Consider the following 17215-nt stretch of genomic DNA (forward strand, 5'->3'; position numbering starts at 1 on the left):
CGCGCCTGCCCGCAACCCCCGACCTGGCGGCCGCCCGCGAGGTCGTCGACCGGCTGGACCTGGACGACCGCATCGGCAAGGACGTGGCCGAGGTCGACGGGGTGATCGGCATCGCGTTGCGGGAGCGGCCGGGGGTGTGCCTGTTCGCCCGCGTCCGGCCGGGGGACGTACAGGTCTGGTGGCCCTCCCGCGTCCAGGCGATGCCCGGGGAGAGCAGTTGCAGCGCCGCCGAGGCCGCTCACGGCCACGCCCAGCGCCCGCCCCACTGACCGGCGCGGGCCGGCGGGTCAGCCGGTCGGCGGCGGGAACACGCGGTCGAGGCCGGTGATCTCCAGCAGCCGTACGACACTCCGCGAGCTCCTCGTCACCCGCAGGCTCCCCCGCCCCGCCACCGCCTGGTTACGCGCGGCGACCAGCACGGCCAGGCCGCGGGCGTCGATGAAACCCACCTGGCCCAGGTCGAGCAGGAGATGGGTGCCCCGCTGGGCGAGCACGCGGGCCACGCACGCGCGGAAGACCGACTCCGAGGCCAGGTCGAGCTCTCCGGACGCCGTGATCACCACCTGGTCGTCCGTCCGGGTCACCTGAAGGACCAGGCCAGCCTCCCCTCCCGGCAGGTGAGGGTCCATCGGGGACGACATGAGGGGGAACCTATGGCCGGCCCATAACGCCGCACTAGGGCCAAAGGTCCCGAATTTAACCCTCCCACTCCCGGCGTCTCGTCAAGGAAGGCCCGCCCGCCTGAACTCCCCGGACTCGCTCCGGGGACCCCGGCGCTCAGGCCCCCTCACCCACCAGCCCATCGGCCGGGACGTATTGACGCGAACAGGAGGAACAGATACGTTCCGGTAGATTTCACGGTTGTCCAAGGGAAATCCGGTGAGATGCCGGTGCGGACGCGCCACTGTATCCGGGACGTAGATCCCGGGAGCCAGGTCGCTTGGCAGCCGTGACCTCGAAGGCGGGACGCGTCATCCCTGAGGAGGCTTTTGCATGAGTGATCTGACCACTCCCACCACCACCATTCCCTTTCCACGCCTGCGCGCCTGGCTGCCGGCCGTGGCACTGCTGCTGCTCGTCGCGTACCTGGTCCTGATGGACAACGGCGCCGTGTCCCAGACGGGCGCGTTCCTGCACGAGCTGATGCACGACGGGCGGCACCTGCTCGGCGTGCCGTGCCACTGAGGCCCCGGCATGGTACGGAACTTGCTGGTCAGAGGTCTGCTCGTAGGCCTGCTGGCCGGATCGGTCGCGGGCGGCTTCGCCTTCGTCTTCGGGGAACCGCGCGTGGACAGCGCGATCGCCCTGGAGGAGGCGGCCGCGGCCCAGACCCGGGCCGCTCCGGCAGAGGCGCACGCGGATCACGTTCACGGCGAAGGGGCCGAGGTCAGCAGGCCCGTGCAGAAGGCGGGGCTCTTCCTGGCCACCGGGCTCTACGGGCTGGCCGTGGGCGGCGTGTTCGCCCTCGTGTTCGCGGGCCTGCGGGGCCGGGTCGGGTCGCGCTCGGACGGGCGGCTGGCCCTGGCCTCCGCCGGTACGGCCTTCGTCGCCGTCATCCTCGTCCCTTTCGTGAAATATCCAGCCAACCCGCCCGCTGTCGGTGACCCGGCGACGATCGGCAACCGCACTCTGCTGTACGTGGTGATGGTCCTCGTCGGGCTGGCCGCGGTGGCGGTCGCGGTGGCCACGGCCCGCCGGGTGAGCTCCGCGGATCCGTGGGTCCGGTGGGTCTCGGCGGTGGGCTCCTTCCTGGTTCCGGTGGTGGCGGCGTGGGTGCTGCTGCCACCGGTGCACGAGGTGCCCGCCGGGTTCCCCGCCACGCTGCTGTGGGAGTTCAGGCTCGCCTCGCTCGGCACGCAACTCGTCTTCTGGGCGGCGTTCGGCGTGCTGTTCGGGTGGGTGAGCGACAGAGCGGCCCGAGCGGTTCAGGCCGACCCGGCTCGTACGGCCGGTGCAACTCGTACCGGCGGCGCTGCCGGTGCCGCCGTCGAGCCGGGCTGAGCTCGGTTGTTGTTCGTCCGGCACGCGACGACGCCGGGGATGCGGGCTGCCCGCTTCCCCGGTGTCACGGACACCGACCACACCAACGCCGACCCGGCCGGCCTCGCCAGAGCCGCCTCCTTGGCCGCCATGGCGGGCTGGACCGCACCGGGAGTCATGGCGGGCGCGGCCGTCTGGGTCTCGCCCGTGCGGGCCGCGTGGCAGACCGCCGCCGCGATGGGGCTGGAGGCGCGCGTGGCTCCGGCCCTCAGGGAAGCCGACTGCGGCCGGTGGGGCGGGCTGACGTATGAACAGGTCGCGCGGGAGGAGCCAGAGGCGCTGGCCAGATGGCTGGCGGATCCGCACGCGGCCCCGCACGGCGGCGAGAGCCTGGCCGCTCTCGCCGAACGGGTCGGGGACTGGCTGGAAGCGGTACGCGAGAGTCCCACCCACCCCGAGGCGGTCACCGGCCGGGCGCAACCCGCCGGCGCCGTACGCCCTGAGGTGGTCGTCATCTGTGATGTCGGTGTGATCCGGGCGGCGCTCGGGCATGTGCTGGGGCTGGATCCGCTCAGCACCGCCCGTTTCGACATCGCGCCGCTGTCCTTCACCGAGCTGACCGTCACGCGAACTGGCCGGCGGGTCGCTCATGTCAACCGGAAGGTTCTGTCTTGGTCAACACCTACCCGTTCAGCGCGGTCGTCGGGCTCGACGACCTGAAGCTGGCGCTGGTGCTCAACGCGGTCTCACCCCGGGTGGGCGGCGTGCTCGTACGCGGTGAGAAGGGCACGGCGAAGTCCACGATCGTACGCGCGCTCGCGGCCCAGCTGCCCGCCGTGGACGTGGTGGCCGGTTGCCGCTTTGCCTGCGACCCGGCGGCGCCCGACCCCGGATGCCCGGACGGGCCGCATGAGAGCGGTGTCGAGGGCGTGAGCCGTCCGGCCGCACTGGTGGAGTTGCCTGTCGGTGCGTCCGAGGATCGCCTGGCGGGATCGCTCGACGTGGAGCGGGCGCTGACGGAGGGTGTGAAGGCGTTCGAGCCGGGGTTGCTGGCCGCCGCGCACCGCGGCGTCCTGTACGTCGACGAGGTGAACCTGCTGCACGACCACCTCGTGGACCTGCTGCTCGACGCGGCCGCCCTCGGGACCTGCTACGTCGAGCGCGAGTCCGTCTCGGTCCGGCACGCCGCCCGGTTCCTGCTGGTGGGCACCATGAACCCGGAGGAGGGAGAGCTGCGGCCGCAGCTCCTCGACAGGTTCGGGCTGACGGTCGAGGTCAGGGCGTCGCGCGATCCCGGGGAGCGGGCCGAGGTGGTGCGGAGGCGGCTGGCCTTCGACGCGGACCCGGCGGCGTTCGCGGCGCGGTGGGCGCGGGAGGAGTCGGAGCTGGCGGGGCGGATCGTCACGGCCCGGGAGCGGGTGGCGGGCGTACGGCTCCCCGACGCGCGGCTGCGGCAGATCGCCACGGTTTGCGCGGCCTTCGAGGTGGACGGTCTGCGAGCCGACCTGGTCACGGCGAGCGCGGCGATCGCCCACGCGGCCTGGCAGGGGCTGGCGGTGGTGAGCGTGGCAGACGTACGCGCGGCGGCCCGGCTGTCGTTGCCGCACCGGAGACGGCGGGATCCGTTCGACGCGCCGGGGCTGGATGAGGCGCTGCTCGATGAGCTGCTGGAGCGCACCTCGGAGGATGACGATCCGGACGGGAGCGACAGTCCGGACGGCCCAGATGGTCGTGGTGGCCCGGACGATCGTGGTGGCCCAGATGATCGTGGTGGCCCAGATGATCGTGGCGGCCCAGATGATCGTGGCGGCTCGGACGATCGTGGCGGTGCCGACGATCGTGGCCGGACGGACGATCGTGACAAAGCGGACGATCGTGGTGGGGCGGGCGGTGGTCCTTCTGGCGAGGGGGCGGATGCGGGTGGGGACGACGGGTCTCCGGGTGAGGGCCAGGACGGTGGGGGCGCCGATCGGGCGGCCGGGCGGGTGGATGGGGTGATGGCGCCGTACCGGGTGCCGTTGCTGGAGGTGCCGGGGCTCGGGGAGGGGGCGTCCGGGCGGCGGTCGCGCTCGCGGACCCCGCGCGGCCGGGCCACCGGGTCGCGCCGCCCCTCCGGGCCGGTGCGCGATCTGCACGTGACCGCGACGCTGCTGGCGGCCGCCCCGCACCAGAGGGAACGCGGGCGCGGCGGGCCGGGGCTGGTGCTGCGCGGCGACGACCTGCGTGAGGTGATGCGTGAGGGCAGGGAGGGCAACCTCGTGCTGTTCGTGGTGGACGCGAGCGGCTCGATGGCGGCGCGCAGGCGGATGGCGGTGGTCAAGACGGCCGTGCTCAGCCTGCTGCTCGACGCCTACCAGCGGCGCGACAAGGTGGGGCTGGTGACGTTCCGGGGCGCGGGTGCCGAGGTGGCGCTGCCGCCCACGTCGTCGGTGGAGGCGGGTGCGGCGCGGTTGCGTTCGCTGCCCACCGGCGGGCGTACTCCGCTGGCGGCCGGGCTGGTGCGGGCGGCGGAGGTGCTGCGGGTGGAGCGGCTGCGGGATCCGGCCAGGCGGCCGCTGCTGGTGGTGGTGACCGATGGGCGCGTCACGGCGGGCGGGGACGTGGACCGGGCGGCCGGGCTGCTGGCGGGCACGGCGTCGGTGGTCGTCGACTGCGAGAGCGGGCCGGTACGGCTCGGCCTGGCCGGGCGGCTGGCGTCCCGGCTGCGGGCCCGGCTCGTTCCGCTCGATGACCTCGCCGATCTCGGGTCGGTCGTCCGCGATCACAGGCGGGCGGCAGCTGACCATGGGGGCGATCGTGGTTACCGGAAGGTGGTCTGAGTCATGCCGCAGGGGAAGCCGGCCGTCGTGCCGGACGACGGCCTCACCACCCGGCAGCGCCGTACCAGGCCGCTGCTGATCGTCCACACCGGCCCGGGCAAGGGCAAGTCGACGGCCGCCTTCGGGATGGCGTTGCGGGCCTGGAACCAGGGGTGGCCCGTCGGGGTGTTCCAGTTCGTGAAGTCGGCCAAGTGGCGCATCGGCGAGGAGCGGGCGCTCAAGGTGCTCGGCGACACGGGCGAGGGCGGCACGGTGACCTGGCACAAGATGGGCGAGGGCTGGTCCTGGATCCAGCGGCCCGGCACCGAGGAGGACCACGCGGCCGACGCCCGGGAGGGCTGGGAGCAGATCAAGCGCGACCTGGCGGCCCAGACGTACCGGTTCTACGTGCTGGACGAGTTCACGTACCCGCTGAAGTGGGGCTGGCTGGAGCTCGACGACGTGCTGGCGGCGCTCACCGGGCGGCCGGGCAACCAGCACGTGGTGATCACCGGCAGGGACGCGCCGGAGCGGCTGATCGAGGTGGCCGACCTGGTGACGGAGATGGGCAAGGTACGCCATCCCATGGACGCCGGGCAGAAAGGGCAGAAGGGTATCGAGTGGTAGTTCCGCGACTGGTGATCGCGGCGCCGTCGTCGGGGAGCGGGAAGACGACGGTGGCCACGGGCCTGATGGCGGCGCTGCGGGGGCGGGGGCTGAAGGTCTCGCCGCACAAGGTGGGGCCCGACTACATCGACCCCGGATACCACGCGCTGGCCACCGGCCGTCCGGGACGGAACCTGGATCCGTGGCTGGTCGGTGAGGAGCGGGTGGGCCCGCTGTTCCGGCACGGCGCGGCGGGGTGCGACGTGGCGGTGGTCGAGGGCGTGATGGGCCTGTTCGACGGCAGGGGGGCCACGGACTTCGCCTCGACCGCGCACGTCGCGCGGCTGCTGGCGGCGCCCGTGGTGCTGGTCGTGGACGCGGCGCGGCAGAGCAGGTCGGTGGCGGCCGTGGTGCACGGGTTCGCCACGTTCGACCCCCGGGTGCGGGTGGGCGGGGTGGTGCTCAACCGGGTGGGCTCGGACCGGCACGAGGAGCTGTGCCGGGCCGCGCTGGAGGCGGCGGGCGTGCCGGTGCTGGGGGCGATCCGGCGCGACGACGGCGTGGCGACGCCGTCGCGGCATCTGGGGCTCGTCCCGGCGGCCGAGCGGGTGAGCGAGGCGGTGGCCTCGGTGGAGCGGCTGGCCGCGCTGGTGGCCCGGTCGTGCGACCTCGACGCGCTGTTGCGGCTGGCGAGGTCGGCTCCCCCGCTGGACGCCGCCCCATGGACGCCTCCGTACGCGGCCGTCCGCGAGCGGCCGGTGGTGGCGGTGGCGAGCGGGGCGGCGTTCACGTTCGGGTACGCCGAGCACGTCGAGCTGCTGCGGGCCGCGGGAGCGGAGGTGGCGGTGTTCGACCCGTTGCGTGACGAGAGGCTGCCGGACGGCGCCGCCGCGCTCGTGATCGGCGGCGGGTTCCCCGAGGTGTACGCCGCCGAACTGGCCGCCAACGCCCCGCTGCGCGAGCAGGTGGCGGCCTTCCCCGGCCCGATCGCCGCCGAGTGCGCGGGGCTGCTGTACCTGTGCGACGAGCTGGACGGGCAGCGCATGTGCGGACGGGTTCCCGGGCGGGCGCGGATGACGTCCCGGCTGACGCTCGGCTACCGGGACGCCGTCGCGCTGAGGCGCTCGCCGCTCACGAGGGCGGGCGAGCGCCTGCGGGGGCACGAGTTCCACCGCACGTCTGTCGAGTACGCGGGCGAGCCGCTGTTCCGCTGGGACGGCGGCGCCGACGGGTACGGCGACGCCCGCGTGACCGCGTCCTACCTGCACCTGCACTGGGCCGGGGCGCCCGGCCTGGCTCAGCGGCTGGTGTCGTCCTCCAGGTCGCCTTCGGTCTTGAGGTAGACCTCCTGCAGGCCGCGCAGGATCTCCGGGTCCGGGTGCTGCCACATGCCGCGCTCGGCGGCCTCGAGGAGGCGTTCGGCGATGCCGTGCAGCGCCCACGGGTTCGAGCGGGCCATGAACTCCTGGTTCTCGGGGTCGAGCACGTACGCCTCGGTGAGCCTGTCGTACATCCAGTCCGCCATCACGCCGGTGGTGGCGTCGTAGCCGAACAGGTAGTCGACGGTCGCGGCCAGCTCGAACGCGCCCTTGTAGCCGTGCCGGCGCATGGCGGCCAGCCAGCGCGGGTTGACGACCCTGGCGCGGAAGATCCGGGCGGTCTCCTCCGAGAGCGTGCGGGTGCGTACGGCGTCGGGCCGGGTGCTGTCGCCCACGTACGCGGCCGGCGCCTTCCCCGTGAGCGCGCGGACGGTGGCGACCATGCCGCCGTGGTACTGGAAGTAGTCGTCGGAGTCGGCGATGTCGTGCTCGCGGGTGTCGACGTTCTTGGCGGCCACGGCGATCCGGCGGTAGGCGTCCTCCATCTGCGGGCGGGCGGCGACGCCGTCGAGGTCGCGGCCGTAGGCGAAGCCGCCCCACACCGCATACACCTCGGCCAGGTCGGCGTCGTCGCGCCAGTTGCGGCTGTCGATGAGCGGCAGCAGCCCGGCACCGTACGCGCCGGGGGCCGAGCCGAAGATCCGCATCGTCGCCCGGCGCTCGTCGCCGCCGGTCCGGGTGACGTGGGCACGCACGTAGTTGTCCTCGTCCGGCTCGTCCAGGCCCGCGGCCAGCCGTACGGCGTCGTCGAGCATGCTCACCACGTGGGGGAAGGCGTCGCGGAAGAAGCCGCTGATGCGTACCGTCACGTCGATCCGGGGCCGGCCGAGCTCGGCGAGGGGGATCGGCTCCAGGCCGGTGACCCGGCGCGACGCCTCGTCCCACTCGGGGCGGATGCCGAGCAGGGCCAGCACCTCGGCCACGTCGTCGCCTGCCGTACGCATGGCGCTGGTGCCCCAGACGGACAGTCCCACCGAGCGCGGCCACTCGCCGGTGTCGGCCCGGTAGCGCTCCAGCAGGGAGTCGGCCATCGCCTGACCGGTCTCCCAGGCCAGCCGGCTGGGCACCGCCCGCGGATCGACCGAGTAGAAGTTGCGGCCGGTCGGCAGCACGTTCACCAGGCCGCGCAGGGGCGAGCCGCTGGGCCCGGCCGGGACGTAGCCGCCGTCGAGGGCGTGCAGGACGTGGTCCAGCTCGTCGGTGGTGCGGGCCAGGCGCGGCACCATCTCGGTGGCGGCGAAGGTCAGCACGCGCGCGACCAGCTCCACCCGCTCCTCGTCGGCCGGAAGGGGGCCGTCGGCGACCCCATCGGCCGCGAGGACTCCCCGGGCTGCCTCGCCGGCCGCGATGACGGCGCGGGCGACCTCACCGGCCGCCTCCGGTGCCCAGCCGCGCCGCTCCATCCCCTCCACCAGGGCGCGGGCCGTGGCCTCCGCCCGGTCCACGGCTCCCAGCCCGGCCGTGCCGTCCTCGGCCAGGCCGAGCGCCTCGCGCAGGCCCGGCAGCGTCTCCCGGCCGGACCACATCTGCCGGGCCCGCAACATCGCCAGCACCAGGTCCACCCGCGGCTGCCCTTCCGGCGCCTGGCCGAGCACGTGCAGGCCGTCGCGGATCTGCGCGTCCTTCACCTCGCACAGCCAGCCGTCCACGTGCAGGATGAAGTCGTCGAACTCGCTGTCGTGCGGCCGGTCCGCCAGCCCCAGGTCGTGGTCGAGCCGGGCGGCCTGGATCAGCGTCCAGATCTGCGCCCTGATCGCGGGCAGCTTGGCCGGGTCCATGGCGGCGATCGTGGCGTGCTCGTCGAGGAGCTGCTCCAGCCGGGCGATGTCCCCGTAGGTGTCGGCGCGGGCCATCGGCGGCACCAGGTGGTCCACCAGCACGGCGTGCGCGCGCCGCTTGGCCTGCGTCCCCTCCCCCGGGTCGTTGACGAGAAAGGGGTAGATCAGCGGCAGGTCGCCGATGGCCGCGTCGGTGCCGCACGCGGCGGACATCCCGGCCGACTTGCCGGGCAGCCACTCCAGGTTGCCGTGCTTGCCGACGTGCACCATCGCGTGCGCGCCGAACTCGTCCGACAACCACCGGTACGCGGCCAGGTAGTGGTGGCTGGGCGGCAGGTCGGGGTCGTGGTAGATGGCGATCGGGTTCTCGCCGAAGCCGCGTGGCGGCTGCACCATGACCACCAGGTTCCCGGCCCGCAGCGCGGCCAGGACGATGTCGGTCCCGCTGTCGCCCTCGTGCACGAACAGCTCCCCCGGCGGCGGGCCCCAGTGCCGCTCGATCCCGGCGCGCAGGTCGGCGGGGAGCGTGCGGTACCAGCGCTCGTACGAGGCGGCGGAGATGCGTACCGGGTTGCCGGCCAGGTGCTCCTCGGTCAGCCAGTCCTGGTCCTGTCCCCCGGCGGCGATCAGGGCGTGGATGAGCGCGTCGCCGTCCTGCTCGGCCACGCCGGGGAAGCCGCCGCCCAGGTCGTAGCCGGCCTCGGCGAGCCGGGCCAGCAACCGGACGGTGCTGGCGGGCGTGTCCAGCCCGACGGCGTTGCCGACGCGGGAGTGCTTGGTCGGGTACGCCGACAACATCACCACCAGCCGGCGCCGGTCGGGGGGCGTGTGCCGCAGCAGCCCGTGCCGTACGGCGATGCCCGCCACCCGGGCGGCCCGCTCGGGGTCGGCCACGTAGACGGTCAGCCCGTCCTCGTCGATCTCCTTGAACGAGAACGGCACCGTGATGATCCGCCCGTCGAACTCCGGGATCGCCACCTGCGAGGCCGCGTCCAGCGGCGAGAGCCCGTCGTCGTTCTCCTCCCATGCCCGCCGCGAGGTGGTCAGGCAGAGGCCCTGCAGGATCGGCACGTCCAGGGCCGCCAGCGCGCCGACGTCCCACGCCTCGTCGTCACCGCCCGCGCTCGCGGTCGCCGGTCGCGAGCCGCCCGCCGCCAGCACCGTCACCACCAGCGCGTCGGCCGCGCGCAGGGTGTCGAGCAGCTCGGGCTCGGCCGTACGCAGCGACGAGCAGTAGACGGGCAGCGCCTGCCCGCCCGCGTCCTCGACGGCCCGGCACAACGTCTCGACGAACGCCGTGTTGCCCGCCATGTGGTGCGCCCGGTAGTAGAGCACGCCGATCACGGGCCCGTCCTGGCGGCGCGCGGCACGCTCCAGCCGGCCCCAGGCGGGGGCGGGCGCGGGCGGGGCGAAGCCGTGGCCGGTCAGCAGGACGGTGTCGGACAGGAACGTGTGCAGCTCCGCCAGGTTGGCCGGCCCGCCGTGCGCCAGGTAGGCGTGCGCCTCGGCGCAGACGCCGCCGCTGACCCCACCGTATTTGGCGGACAGCTCCATCAGCTCGGCGTCCGGCGCCTGCTCCCCGCCGAGCACCACCACCGGGCGCGGCCCGGCCAGCAGCGCGTCGAGGCCCTCCGCCCAGGCGCGGCGGCCACCGAGCAGGCGTACCACGACCAGGTCGGCGCCCTCCAGCAGGGCGGGCAGGTCGTCGGCCGTCAGGCGGGCGGGATTGCCTGACCGGTAGGCCGCTCCGCTGGCCCGGGCGCTCAGCAGGTCGGTGTCGGAGGTGGAGAGCAGCAGGACGGTACGGCTGTCGCCGGGCACGGCACGATCCTCCCTCGGGGTCCTCGCCCCGGTAGCGGGTGTCGCGACGGCTGGAGTCTCCTGGCTCCCGGATCAGCGCTCACCCCGGCCTTCCCACCCGTCGCCGGGCAGTGGCCTGTCGTGGGGTTCGCTCCCCGGTCACAGTGGCGGGACCGCGCCGGTTTCGCACCGGCTTCCTCCCATGCCATCGCCTACGCAGGAGCCTACGGCAGAACCGACCCGCCCCATAAGTGGCGTTACCATCCTGATCGTGTCCATAGCTGACTTTTCCGGACGTGTCCGCCCTGACGCCTGTCCGGGAGCGCTACAGGTGCACGAGGCCGCCGACGGCCCGCTGGCCCGCGTCCGCCTCCCCGGCGGCGCGGTGTCGCCCGCGCAGCTGCGCGAGCTGGCGTCCTGCGCGGCCGACCTCGGCTCGGGCGTGATCGAGCTGACGTCGAGAGCGAACGTGCAGGTCCGCGGCCTGCGCTCGCCCACCGCCTTCGCCTCCCGGATCGCGGCGGCGGGCCTGCTGCCGTCCCCGGCCCACGAGCGGGTCCGCAACATCGTCGCCTCCCCGCTCGGCGGGCGGGGCCCCGGGGGCCACCTGGACCCGCAGCCGCTGGTACGGGCACTGGACGAGGCCCTGTGCGCGCACCCGCGCCTGGCGGAACTGCCCGGGCGCTTCCTGTTCGCCCTGGACGACGGCACGGGCGACGTGACCGGTCTCGGCGCGGACGTCACCTTCGCACCCCTTCCCGGCGAGGGCGCGGCGAGTCCCGGCACGGGGCCACGGGCGCCGACTGCCCCTCGGGACGAGCCACCGCCGATGGCCCCTCGGAACGGGCGGCTGCTGCTGGCGGGCTCGGACACCGGGCTGACCACCGGCCCGGACTCCGCCGTCCCGCTCATGATCGCCGCCGCCGAGGCGTTCCTCGACGAGCGGTCCCGCGAGGACGGCGCCGGAGCGTGGCGCCTCCACGAGCTCCCGGACGGCCCCGCCCGGATCACCGCCCGCTTGACCGGCCCCGCGACAGGCGACCCAGCCACCATCAACCCGGCCACCAGCAACCCGGCCGCCATCGACGCGGCACCAGCAAGCGCAAGAGGCGGCGCGGGCGGGGAGCGGGACGGGCCGGGCCGGGCGCGGGCCGGGCGGGTGGCGCAGCGGGACGGGCGGGTGGCGGTCGAGGTGGTCGTACCGCTGGGCCGGTTGTCGCCCGGGCAGGCGCGGGCGCTGGCCGGCGGCGGCGTCATCCGCCTGACCCCCTGGCGGACCGCCGTGCTGCTGGACCTCTCCCCCGCCGAGGCCGACCGCATCACGGACGCGCTCGACACCGCCGGCCTCGCCACCGACCCCGGCTCCCCCTGGGCCGGCGTCACCGCCTGCACCGGCCGCCCCGGCTGCGCGAAGTCCCGGGCGGACGTCCAGGCCGACGCCCGCCGCTGGGTGGCCGGCCTGGACGAGGCGCCCGAGACACCCGTGCACTGGGCCGGATGTGAGCGGCGCTGCGGCCTGCCGCGCGGCCGGGTCGTCCAGCTGATCGCCACCACCGACGGATACGAGGAACACCGCCAGTGACCGACTACATCCGCGACGGCGCCGAGATCTACCGGCGCTCGTTCGCGACCATCCGCGCCGAGACCGATCTCACCGGCCTGCCGCCCGAGGTGGCGCAGGTGGCGGTGCGGATGATCCACGCCTGCGGCATGACCGACCTGGTGGCGGACCTGGACTGGTCGAGCGAGGTGGTGACGCGGGCGCGGCGAGCCCTGCGCGGGGGCGCCCCGGTGTTGTGCGACGCGCGGATGGTGGCCTCCGGGGTGACCATCAGCAGGCTGCCCGCCGCCAACGAGGTGGTGTGCACGCTGGGCGATCCCCGGGTCCCGGAGCTGGCCGGAAGGCTGGGCACCACCCGCAGCGCCGCCGCCCTGGAGTTGTGGCGCGACCGGCTGGACGGCGCGGTGGTGGCGATCGGCAACGCGCCGACCGCCCTGTTCCGGCTGCTGGAGCTGGTCGCCGAGGGCGCGGGCCGACCGGCGGCGGTGCTCGGCATCCCCGTCGGCTTCATCGGCGCGGCCGAGTCCAAGCGCGCGCTGGCGGACAGCGACCTGGAGTACCTGGTGGTGCACGGCCGTCGCGGCGGCAGTGCGATGACTGCGGCGGCGGTCAACGCCATCGCCGGCGAGACGGAGTGAATGTGATGACGGGACGCCTGTACGGAGTCGGCCTCGGGCCCGGTGACCCCGAACTGGTCACGGTCAGGACGGCCCGGCTCATCGGCGAGGCCGACGTGATCGCGTACCACGCCGCCCGGCACGGCCGCAGCATCGCCCGCTCGATCGCGCTGCCGTACATGCGGGAGGGGCAGGTCGAGGAGCTCCTGCTGTACCCGCTGACCACGGAGACCACCGACCACCCGGGCGGCTACCAGGGCGCGCTCGACGACTTCTACGCCGACTGCGCCGAGCGGCTGGCCGCCCACCTGGACGCGGGCCGGACGGTGGTCGTGCTGGCCGAAGGGGATCCGCTGTTCTACGGCTCCTACATGCACATGCACAAGCGGCTCGCCCACCGTTACCCGACCGAGGTGGTGCCCGGCGTCACCTCGGTCAGCGCCGCGTCCGCCGTGCTCGGGCGGCCGCTGGTGGAGCGGGACGAGGTGCTCACCGTGCTGCCCGGCACACTGCCCGCCGACGTGCTGGCCGAGCGGCTGCGCGGCACCGACTCCGCCGCCGTGCTCAAGCTGGGCCGGACGTTCGAGAAGGTCCGCGACGCGCTGGCCGAGGCCGGGCGGCTCGACGACGCCTGGTACGTGGAGCGCGCCACGATGGGCGCCGAGCGGGTGGCGCCGCTCAAGGACGTCGACCCGGACGGGGTCCCGTACTTCTCGCTGGCCCTGCTCGCCAGCCCGGCCGAGCGGACCTTCGTCCCCGAGCCGCCGTCGGCAGCGGGGCCGGGCGAGGTGGCCGTGGTCGGCCTGGGCCCGGCGGGGCGGCCGTGGCTCACGCCGGAGGCTCAGGAGGCTCTGGCGGCGGCCACGGACATCGTCGGCTACGGCCCGTACGTGGACCGCGTGCCACCGAACCCGCGCCAGCGCCGGCACCGCACCGACAACCGGGTCGAGGCCGAGCGCGCCCGGCATGCCCTGGAGCTGGCCCGCGACGGCGCCCGCGTGGCGGTCGTGTCGTCGGGCGACCCGGGCGTGTTCGCCATGGCCAGCGCCGTGCTGGAGGCGGCCGGCGGTTTCCCCGAGGTGCCGGTCCGGGTCGTGCCCGGGCTGACGGCAGCGCAGGCGGTGGCGAGCCGGGTGGGCGCGCCGCTCGGCCACGACTACTGCGTGCTGTCGCTGTCCGACCTGCTCAAGCCGTGGGAGGTGGTGGCCGATCGGCTGGCCGCCGCCGCCCGGGCCGACCTGGTGCTGGCGATCTACAACCCGGCTTCGCGCAGCCGTACGTGGCAGGTCGCCGCCGCCCGTGACCTGCTCCTCGAACACCGCGCCCCGGACACCCCCGTGGTCATCGGACGCGACGTCGGCGGCCCGCAGGAGAGCGTCACCGTCACCACCCTCGGCGACCTGGACCCGGCCGCGGTCGACATGCGCTGCCTGCTGATCGTCGGCTCCTCCACGACCCGCGTCACCGGCAGCGGGGCCGTCTACACGCCTCGCCGCTATCCCTGAACCCAGGACACCGCCGCCGCCACCGTGTCCACCAGCCGGGCGCCGGCGGGCAGCGGCGGCCGGTCCACCATGATCACCGGCAGTCCGGCCTCACGGGCCGCGACGAGCTTGGCCGTGGTCATCGGGCCGCCGCTGTCCTTGGTGACCAGCACGTCCAGGCGGTGCTCCCGGATGAGGGCCAGCTCGCCTGCGACGGTGTAGGGGCCGCGGTCGAGCAGGACGTGCACGTTCGGCAGCACGGGCGGCTCGGGCGGGTCCACCGACCTGGCCAGCAGCCACGCGCCGGGCACCCCGGTGAACAGCGGCAGGCTCCGGCGTCCGGTCGTGAGGAACACCCGGCACCCGCGCGCGGCGTCCGGCGGGCCCGCGCGCTCCGCCCGCCGCGCCGCCGGCCACCGGCCGCCGGCCAGCAGCGCGGCGGCCGCCTGCAGGGAGCCGGTGCGCTGCCAGGCGTCGCCCGGCCCTTCGCGCCAGCCCGGGCGGCGCAGCACCAGCAGCGGCACCCCGGTCGCCGCGCAGGCCGCGACCGCCGAGGCGGTCATCCGCTCCGCGAACGGGTGCGTGGCGTCCACCAGCCGGTCGACCCGTTCCCGTACCAGCCAGGCGGCCAGCCCGTCCGGCCCGCCGAAGCCGCCTTCCCGCACCTCGCCCACCGGCAACCGCGGCCTGCTCACCCGCCCGGCCAGCGAGGACACGACCCGCAGCCGGGGGTCGGGGGCGAGCTCGGCCGCCAGCGCCCGCGCCTCGGCGGTGCCGCCCAGGATCAGGATCCGCCGCACGCCCGCTCCCTGGCCGCCCGCTCCCTGGTCACGCTGTAGAGGTGGCTGTCGGGGAACTGCGACGCCGACAGCACCCGCCCGACGACGATCACGGCCGTCCGCCGGATCCCGGCCTCGTGGACCCGCGCGGCGATGTCGGCCAGCGTCCCGCGCAGGATCACCTCGTCGGCCCGGCTCGCCCGCGCCACCACCGCCACCGGGCAGTCCGTGCCGTACGAGGGCAGCAGCTCCGCCACCACCGCGTCGATCCGCTGGACCGCCAGGTGCAGCACCATCGTGGCCCGGCTCGCGCCGAGCGTGGTGAGGTCCTCGCCCTCGGGCATCGGCGTGGCGCGGGCGGAGGTACGCGTCAGGATGACCGTCTGGCCGACGCCGGGCACGGTCAGCTCCCGGCCGAGCGCGGCCGCGGCCGCCGCGAACGCCGGCACCCCGGGCACCACCTCGTACGGCACGCCGAGCGTGTCCAGCCGGCGCATCTGCTCGGCCACGGCGCTGAAGACGGACGGGTCGCCGGAGTGCAGCCGCGTCACGTCGAGGCCCTCGCGGTGCGCGGCGACCAGCTCGGCCACGATCTCGTCGAGCGTCAGGTCGGCCGTGTCCACCAGCCGGGCCCCGGCCGGGCAGGCGTCGAGCAGCTCACGGGGCACCAGCGACCCCGCGTACAGGCACACCGGCGACGACTCCAGCCGCCGCAGCCCCCGCAACGTGATCAGGTCGGGAGCGCCGGGGCCCGCCCCGACGAAGTACACGGTCACGATACGTCCCTCCTGGTCACCGACCACACTGTCACCGGCATCGCCGCCCGCCATCCGGTGAACCCGCCCACCGGCGAGGCCCGCTGCACGGCCAGGCGCACCAGATCGCCGCCGAGCCGGGCGTACCACTGCCCGACGACGGCCTCCGACTCCAGGGTGACGGCGTTCGCCACCAGCCTGCCGCCGGGGCGCAGGGCGGCCCAGCAGCGGTCCAGCAGGCCGGGCGCGGTCGCGCCGCCGCCGACGAACACCGCGTCCGGCGCGGGCAGCCCGTCCAGCGCCTCCGGGGCCCGGCCCGTCACGACGCGCAGCGACGGCACGCCGAGCCGGTCGGCGTTGCGCCCGATGGCGGCGGCGCGGTCGGACCGGCTCTCGATCGCCACCGCCGCGCACGACGGGTGGGTGCGCAGCCACTCGATCGCGATGCTGCCCGCTCCCGCCCCCACGTCCCACAGCAGCTCGCCGGGCAGCGGGGCCAGGCGCGACAGGCTGACCGCGCGGACCTCCCGCTTGGTGAGCTGCCCGTCGTGCTCGAACGCCGTGTCGGGCAGCCCGGGCACCCTGGCCAGCGGCTCGGCGCCGGGCGCGAGCGCGCATTCGACGGCGATGAGGTGCAGCGGGGACACGCCGGCGTCCGTCCAGCAGTCGGCGGTGCCGCGCAGCTCGGACTCCGACGGGGCGCCCAGGTCGGACAGCACCGTCATGGCGCTCGGACCGTAGCCGTGCCCGGCCAGCAGCGCGGCGACCACGGACGGGGAGGCGGGGCCCGCGCCGAGCACGACGACGCGGCGGCCGGGCTGGAGGGCGGCGGTCAGGGCCGCGGGCGGGCGGCCCACCAGGCTGACCACGTCCACCTGCTCGACCGGCCAGCCGAGCCGCGCGCAGGCCAGCGACAGCGAGGACACGTGCGGCAGCACCCGGATCCGGGGCGCGCCCAGCAGGCGTACCAGGGTCGAGCCGATGCCGTAGAACATCGGGTCGCCGCTGGCCAGCACGCAGACCTCGCGGCCGGCGTACGTGTCCATGAGCGCGGGCAGCCCGGGCAGCAGCGGCGACGGCCAGGCCACGCGCTCGGCGGCCGTCACGGGTACGAGGTCGAGCTGCCTGGCGCCGCCCATGAGCACCTCGGCCGCCTCCACCGCGTGCCTCGATCCGGCGGGCAGCCCGTCCCAGCCGTCAGCACCGATGCCGACGACCGTGATCACACGTTGCCCAGCACGCGGGTCACGTGAATCTCCACGACCACCCGCGCGGGGTTGACCCTGGGCGGCTTGTAGCGGGCGGCGTAGCGGCGCTCGGCGTCGGCCACCTGCTCCGGCTCGGTCCGCAGCACGGCCCGGCCCTCCAGCGTCGACCAGCGGCGGCCGTCCACCTGGCAGAGCGCGACCGCGGCGCCGCCGGCGCCGATGAGCCTGGCCTTGTACGACGACCCCGAGGTGATCACCCGGGCGATGCCGGCGGCCAGGTCCAGCGTCGCGCCCACCGGCACCACGTGCGGCGGGCCGCCCGCGCGGGCGGTGGAGAGCGTGCACAGGTGCCGCTCCTGCCAGAAGGCGGCGAACGCGTCGCCCAGCTCGACCAGGTCCACGATGCTCCTCTGGCCTGCTCAGGCCTCCTCGGGTGAATGGCGAGGCATATCGTATACGCGGCGCTCTGG

Annotated in this window: 16 protein-coding genes and 1 riboswitch; of the genes, 10 read left to right on the plus strand and 6 right to left on the minus strand. The window is 75.1% G+C overall.

Going from position 1 to position 17215, the window contains the following annotated elements:
- A partial coding sequence (locus tag ACTWPW_RS48640; protein ID WP_443172792.1) for a hypothetical protein occupies nt 1–269 on the plus strand: 269 nt, incomplete at its 5' end.
- A gap of 18 nt (nt 270–287) precedes the next feature.
- Here ACTWPW_RS48640 and ACTWPW_RS48645 read toward each other — a convergent pair.
- A complete protein-coding gene (locus tag ACTWPW_RS48645) occupies nt 288–641 on the minus strand; it encodes an STAS domain-containing protein (RefSeq protein WP_443172793.1) in 354 nt (117 codons plus the stop codon).
- A gap of 352 nt (nt 642–993) precedes the next feature.
- On the opposite strand from ACTWPW_RS48645, the gene ACTWPW_RS48650 reads away from it, so the two are divergent.
- Genes ACTWPW_RS48650 through ACTWPW_RS48675 form a run of 6 tightly spaced genes read left to right on the plus strand, consistent with a single transcriptional unit; the run spans nt 994 to nt 6727 of the window.
- Nucleotides 994–1185, plus strand: a complete 192-nt coding sequence (locus ACTWPW_RS48650; RefSeq protein ID WP_364130656.1) for a CbtB domain-containing protein — start codon at nt 994–996, stop codon at nt 1183–1185.
- Nucleotides 1186–1206: 21 nt separating this feature from the next.
- The gene (locus tag ACTWPW_RS48655) at nt 1207–2001 is read left to right on the plus strand and encodes a CbtA family protein (protein WP_443172794.1); all 795 of its coding nucleotides are present in this window, start codon (nt 1207–1209) and stop codon (nt 1999–2001) included.
- A gap of 9 nt (nt 2002–2010) precedes the next feature.
- Entirely contained in the window at nt 2011–2700 is a 690-nt protein-coding gene (locus ACTWPW_RS48660) for a histidine phosphatase family protein (protein WP_443172795.1), read from the plus strand.
- On the plus strand, nt 2652–4799 hold the full coding sequence (locus tag ACTWPW_RS48665; protein WP_443172796.1) for a VWA domain-containing protein: 2148 nt from the start codon (nt 2652–2654) through the stop codon (nt 4797–4799). Before ACTWPW_RS48660 ends, ACTWPW_RS48665 begins: the two co-directional genes overlap by 49 nt.
- Nucleotides 4800–4802: 3 nt before the next feature.
- Nucleotides 4803–5405 carry a cob(I)yrinic acid a,c-diamide adenosyltransferase gene (gene cobO / locus ACTWPW_RS48670; protein WP_364130644.1) on the plus strand — a complete coding sequence of 201 codons (603 nt, stop codon included), beginning with the start codon at nt 4803–4805 and terminating at the stop codon, nt 5403–5405.
- 8 nt (nt 5406–5413) lie between these two features.
- Nucleotides 5414–6727 (plus strand): cobyrinate a,c-diamide synthase, encoded by a 1314-nt coding sequence (locus tag ACTWPW_RS48675; protein WP_443172811.1) that lies wholly within the window; start codon nt 5414–5416, stop codon nt 6725–6727.
- Here the strand turns inward: ACTWPW_RS48675 and cobN are convergent.
- On the minus strand, nt 6682–10362 hold the full coding sequence (gene cobN / locus ACTWPW_RS48680; RefSeq protein WP_443172797.1) for a cobaltochelatase subunit CobN: 3681 nt from the start codon (nt 10360–10362) through the stop codon (nt 6682–6684). The genes ACTWPW_RS48675 and cobN overlap by 46 nt on opposite strands.
- A gap of 31 nt (nt 10363–10393) precedes the next feature.
- A riboswitch (cobalamin riboswitch) is annotated at nt 10394–10596 on the minus strand.
- Nucleotides 10597–10672: 76 nt separating this feature from the next.
- Here cobN and cobG point away from each other — a divergent pair.
- From cobG to cobJ, 3 genes are read left to right on the plus strand one after another with little or no spacing between them, the layout of a single operon-like run.
- Complete coding sequence (gene cobG / locus ACTWPW_RS48685) at nt 10673–11923, plus strand: precorrin-3B synthase (RefSeq protein WP_443172798.1); 1251 nt, start codon at nt 10673–10675, stop codon at nt 11921–11923.
- Nucleotides 11920–12540 (plus strand): precorrin-8X methylmutase, encoded by a 621-nt coding sequence (locus ACTWPW_RS48690; RefSeq protein WP_375113742.1) that lies wholly within the window; start codon nt 11920–11922, stop codon nt 12538–12540. The genes cobG and ACTWPW_RS48690 overlap by 4 nt, the downstream gene beginning before the upstream one ends.
- Nucleotides 12541–12545: 5 nt before the next feature.
- Nucleotides 12546–14024 carry a precorrin-3B C(17)-methyltransferase gene (cobJ, locus tag ACTWPW_RS48695; protein WP_443172799.1) on the plus strand — a complete coding sequence of 493 codons (1479 nt, stop codon included), beginning with the start codon at nt 12546–12548 and terminating at the stop codon, nt 14022–14024.
- On the opposite strand, the gene ACTWPW_RS48700 is transcribed toward cobJ, so the two are convergent.
- The 4 genes from ACTWPW_RS48700 to ACTWPW_RS48715 are packed head-to-tail and all read right to left on the minus strand — an operon-like array spanning nt 14015 to nt 17146.
- Nucleotides 14015–14803, minus strand: a complete 789-nt coding sequence (locus ACTWPW_RS48700) for a cobalt-precorrin-6A reductase (protein ID WP_443172800.1) — start codon at nt 14801–14803, stop codon at nt 14015–14017. The genes cobJ and ACTWPW_RS48700 overlap by 10 nt on opposite strands.
- On the minus strand, nt 14788–15558 hold the full coding sequence (cobM, locus tag ACTWPW_RS48705) for a precorrin-4 C(11)-methyltransferase (protein WP_375113745.1): 771 nt from the start codon (nt 15556–15558) through the stop codon (nt 14788–14790). Before cobM ends, ACTWPW_RS48700 begins: the two co-directional genes overlap by 16 nt.
- Entirely contained in the window at nt 15555–16763 is a 1209-nt protein-coding gene (gene cbiE, locus ACTWPW_RS48710; protein ID WP_443172801.1) for a precorrin-6y C5,15-methyltransferase (decarboxylating) subunit CbiE, read from the minus strand. Before cbiE ends, cobM begins: the two co-directional genes overlap by 4 nt.
- Nucleotides 16760–17146 carry a pyridoxamine 5'-phosphate oxidase family protein gene (locus ACTWPW_RS48715; protein WP_375113747.1) on the minus strand — a complete coding sequence of 129 codons (387 nt, stop codon included), beginning with the start codon at nt 17144–17146 and terminating at the stop codon, nt 16760–16762. Before ACTWPW_RS48715 ends, cbiE begins: the two co-directional genes overlap by 4 nt.
- Between the last annotated feature and the right edge of the window lie 69 nt (nt 17147–17215).

It is taken from the genome of Nonomuraea sp. KM90, assembly GCF_052246675.1.
Lineage (GTDB): Bacteria > Actinomycetota > Actinomycetes > Streptosporangiales > Streptosporangiaceae > Nonomuraea.

What these genes read in the sequence shown, in the direction of transcription:
- ACTWPW_RS48645 (WP_443172793.1), bottom strand. Translation starts at nt 641, where the DNA reads ATGTCGTCCCCGATGGACCCTCACCTGCCGGGAGGGGAGGCTGGCCTG.
- ACTWPW_RS48650 (WP_364130656.1), top strand. Translation starts at nt 994, where the DNA reads ATGAGTGATCTGACCACTCCCACCACCACCATTCCCTTTCCACGCCTG.
- cobO (WP_364130644.1), top strand. Translation starts at nt 4,803, where the DNA reads ATGCCGCAGGGGAAGCCGGCCGTCGTGCCGGACGACGGCCTCACCACC.
- cobJ (WP_443172799.1), top strand. Translation starts at nt 12,546, where the DNA reads ATGACGGGACGCCTGTACGGAGTCGGCCTCGGGCCCGGTGACCCCGAA.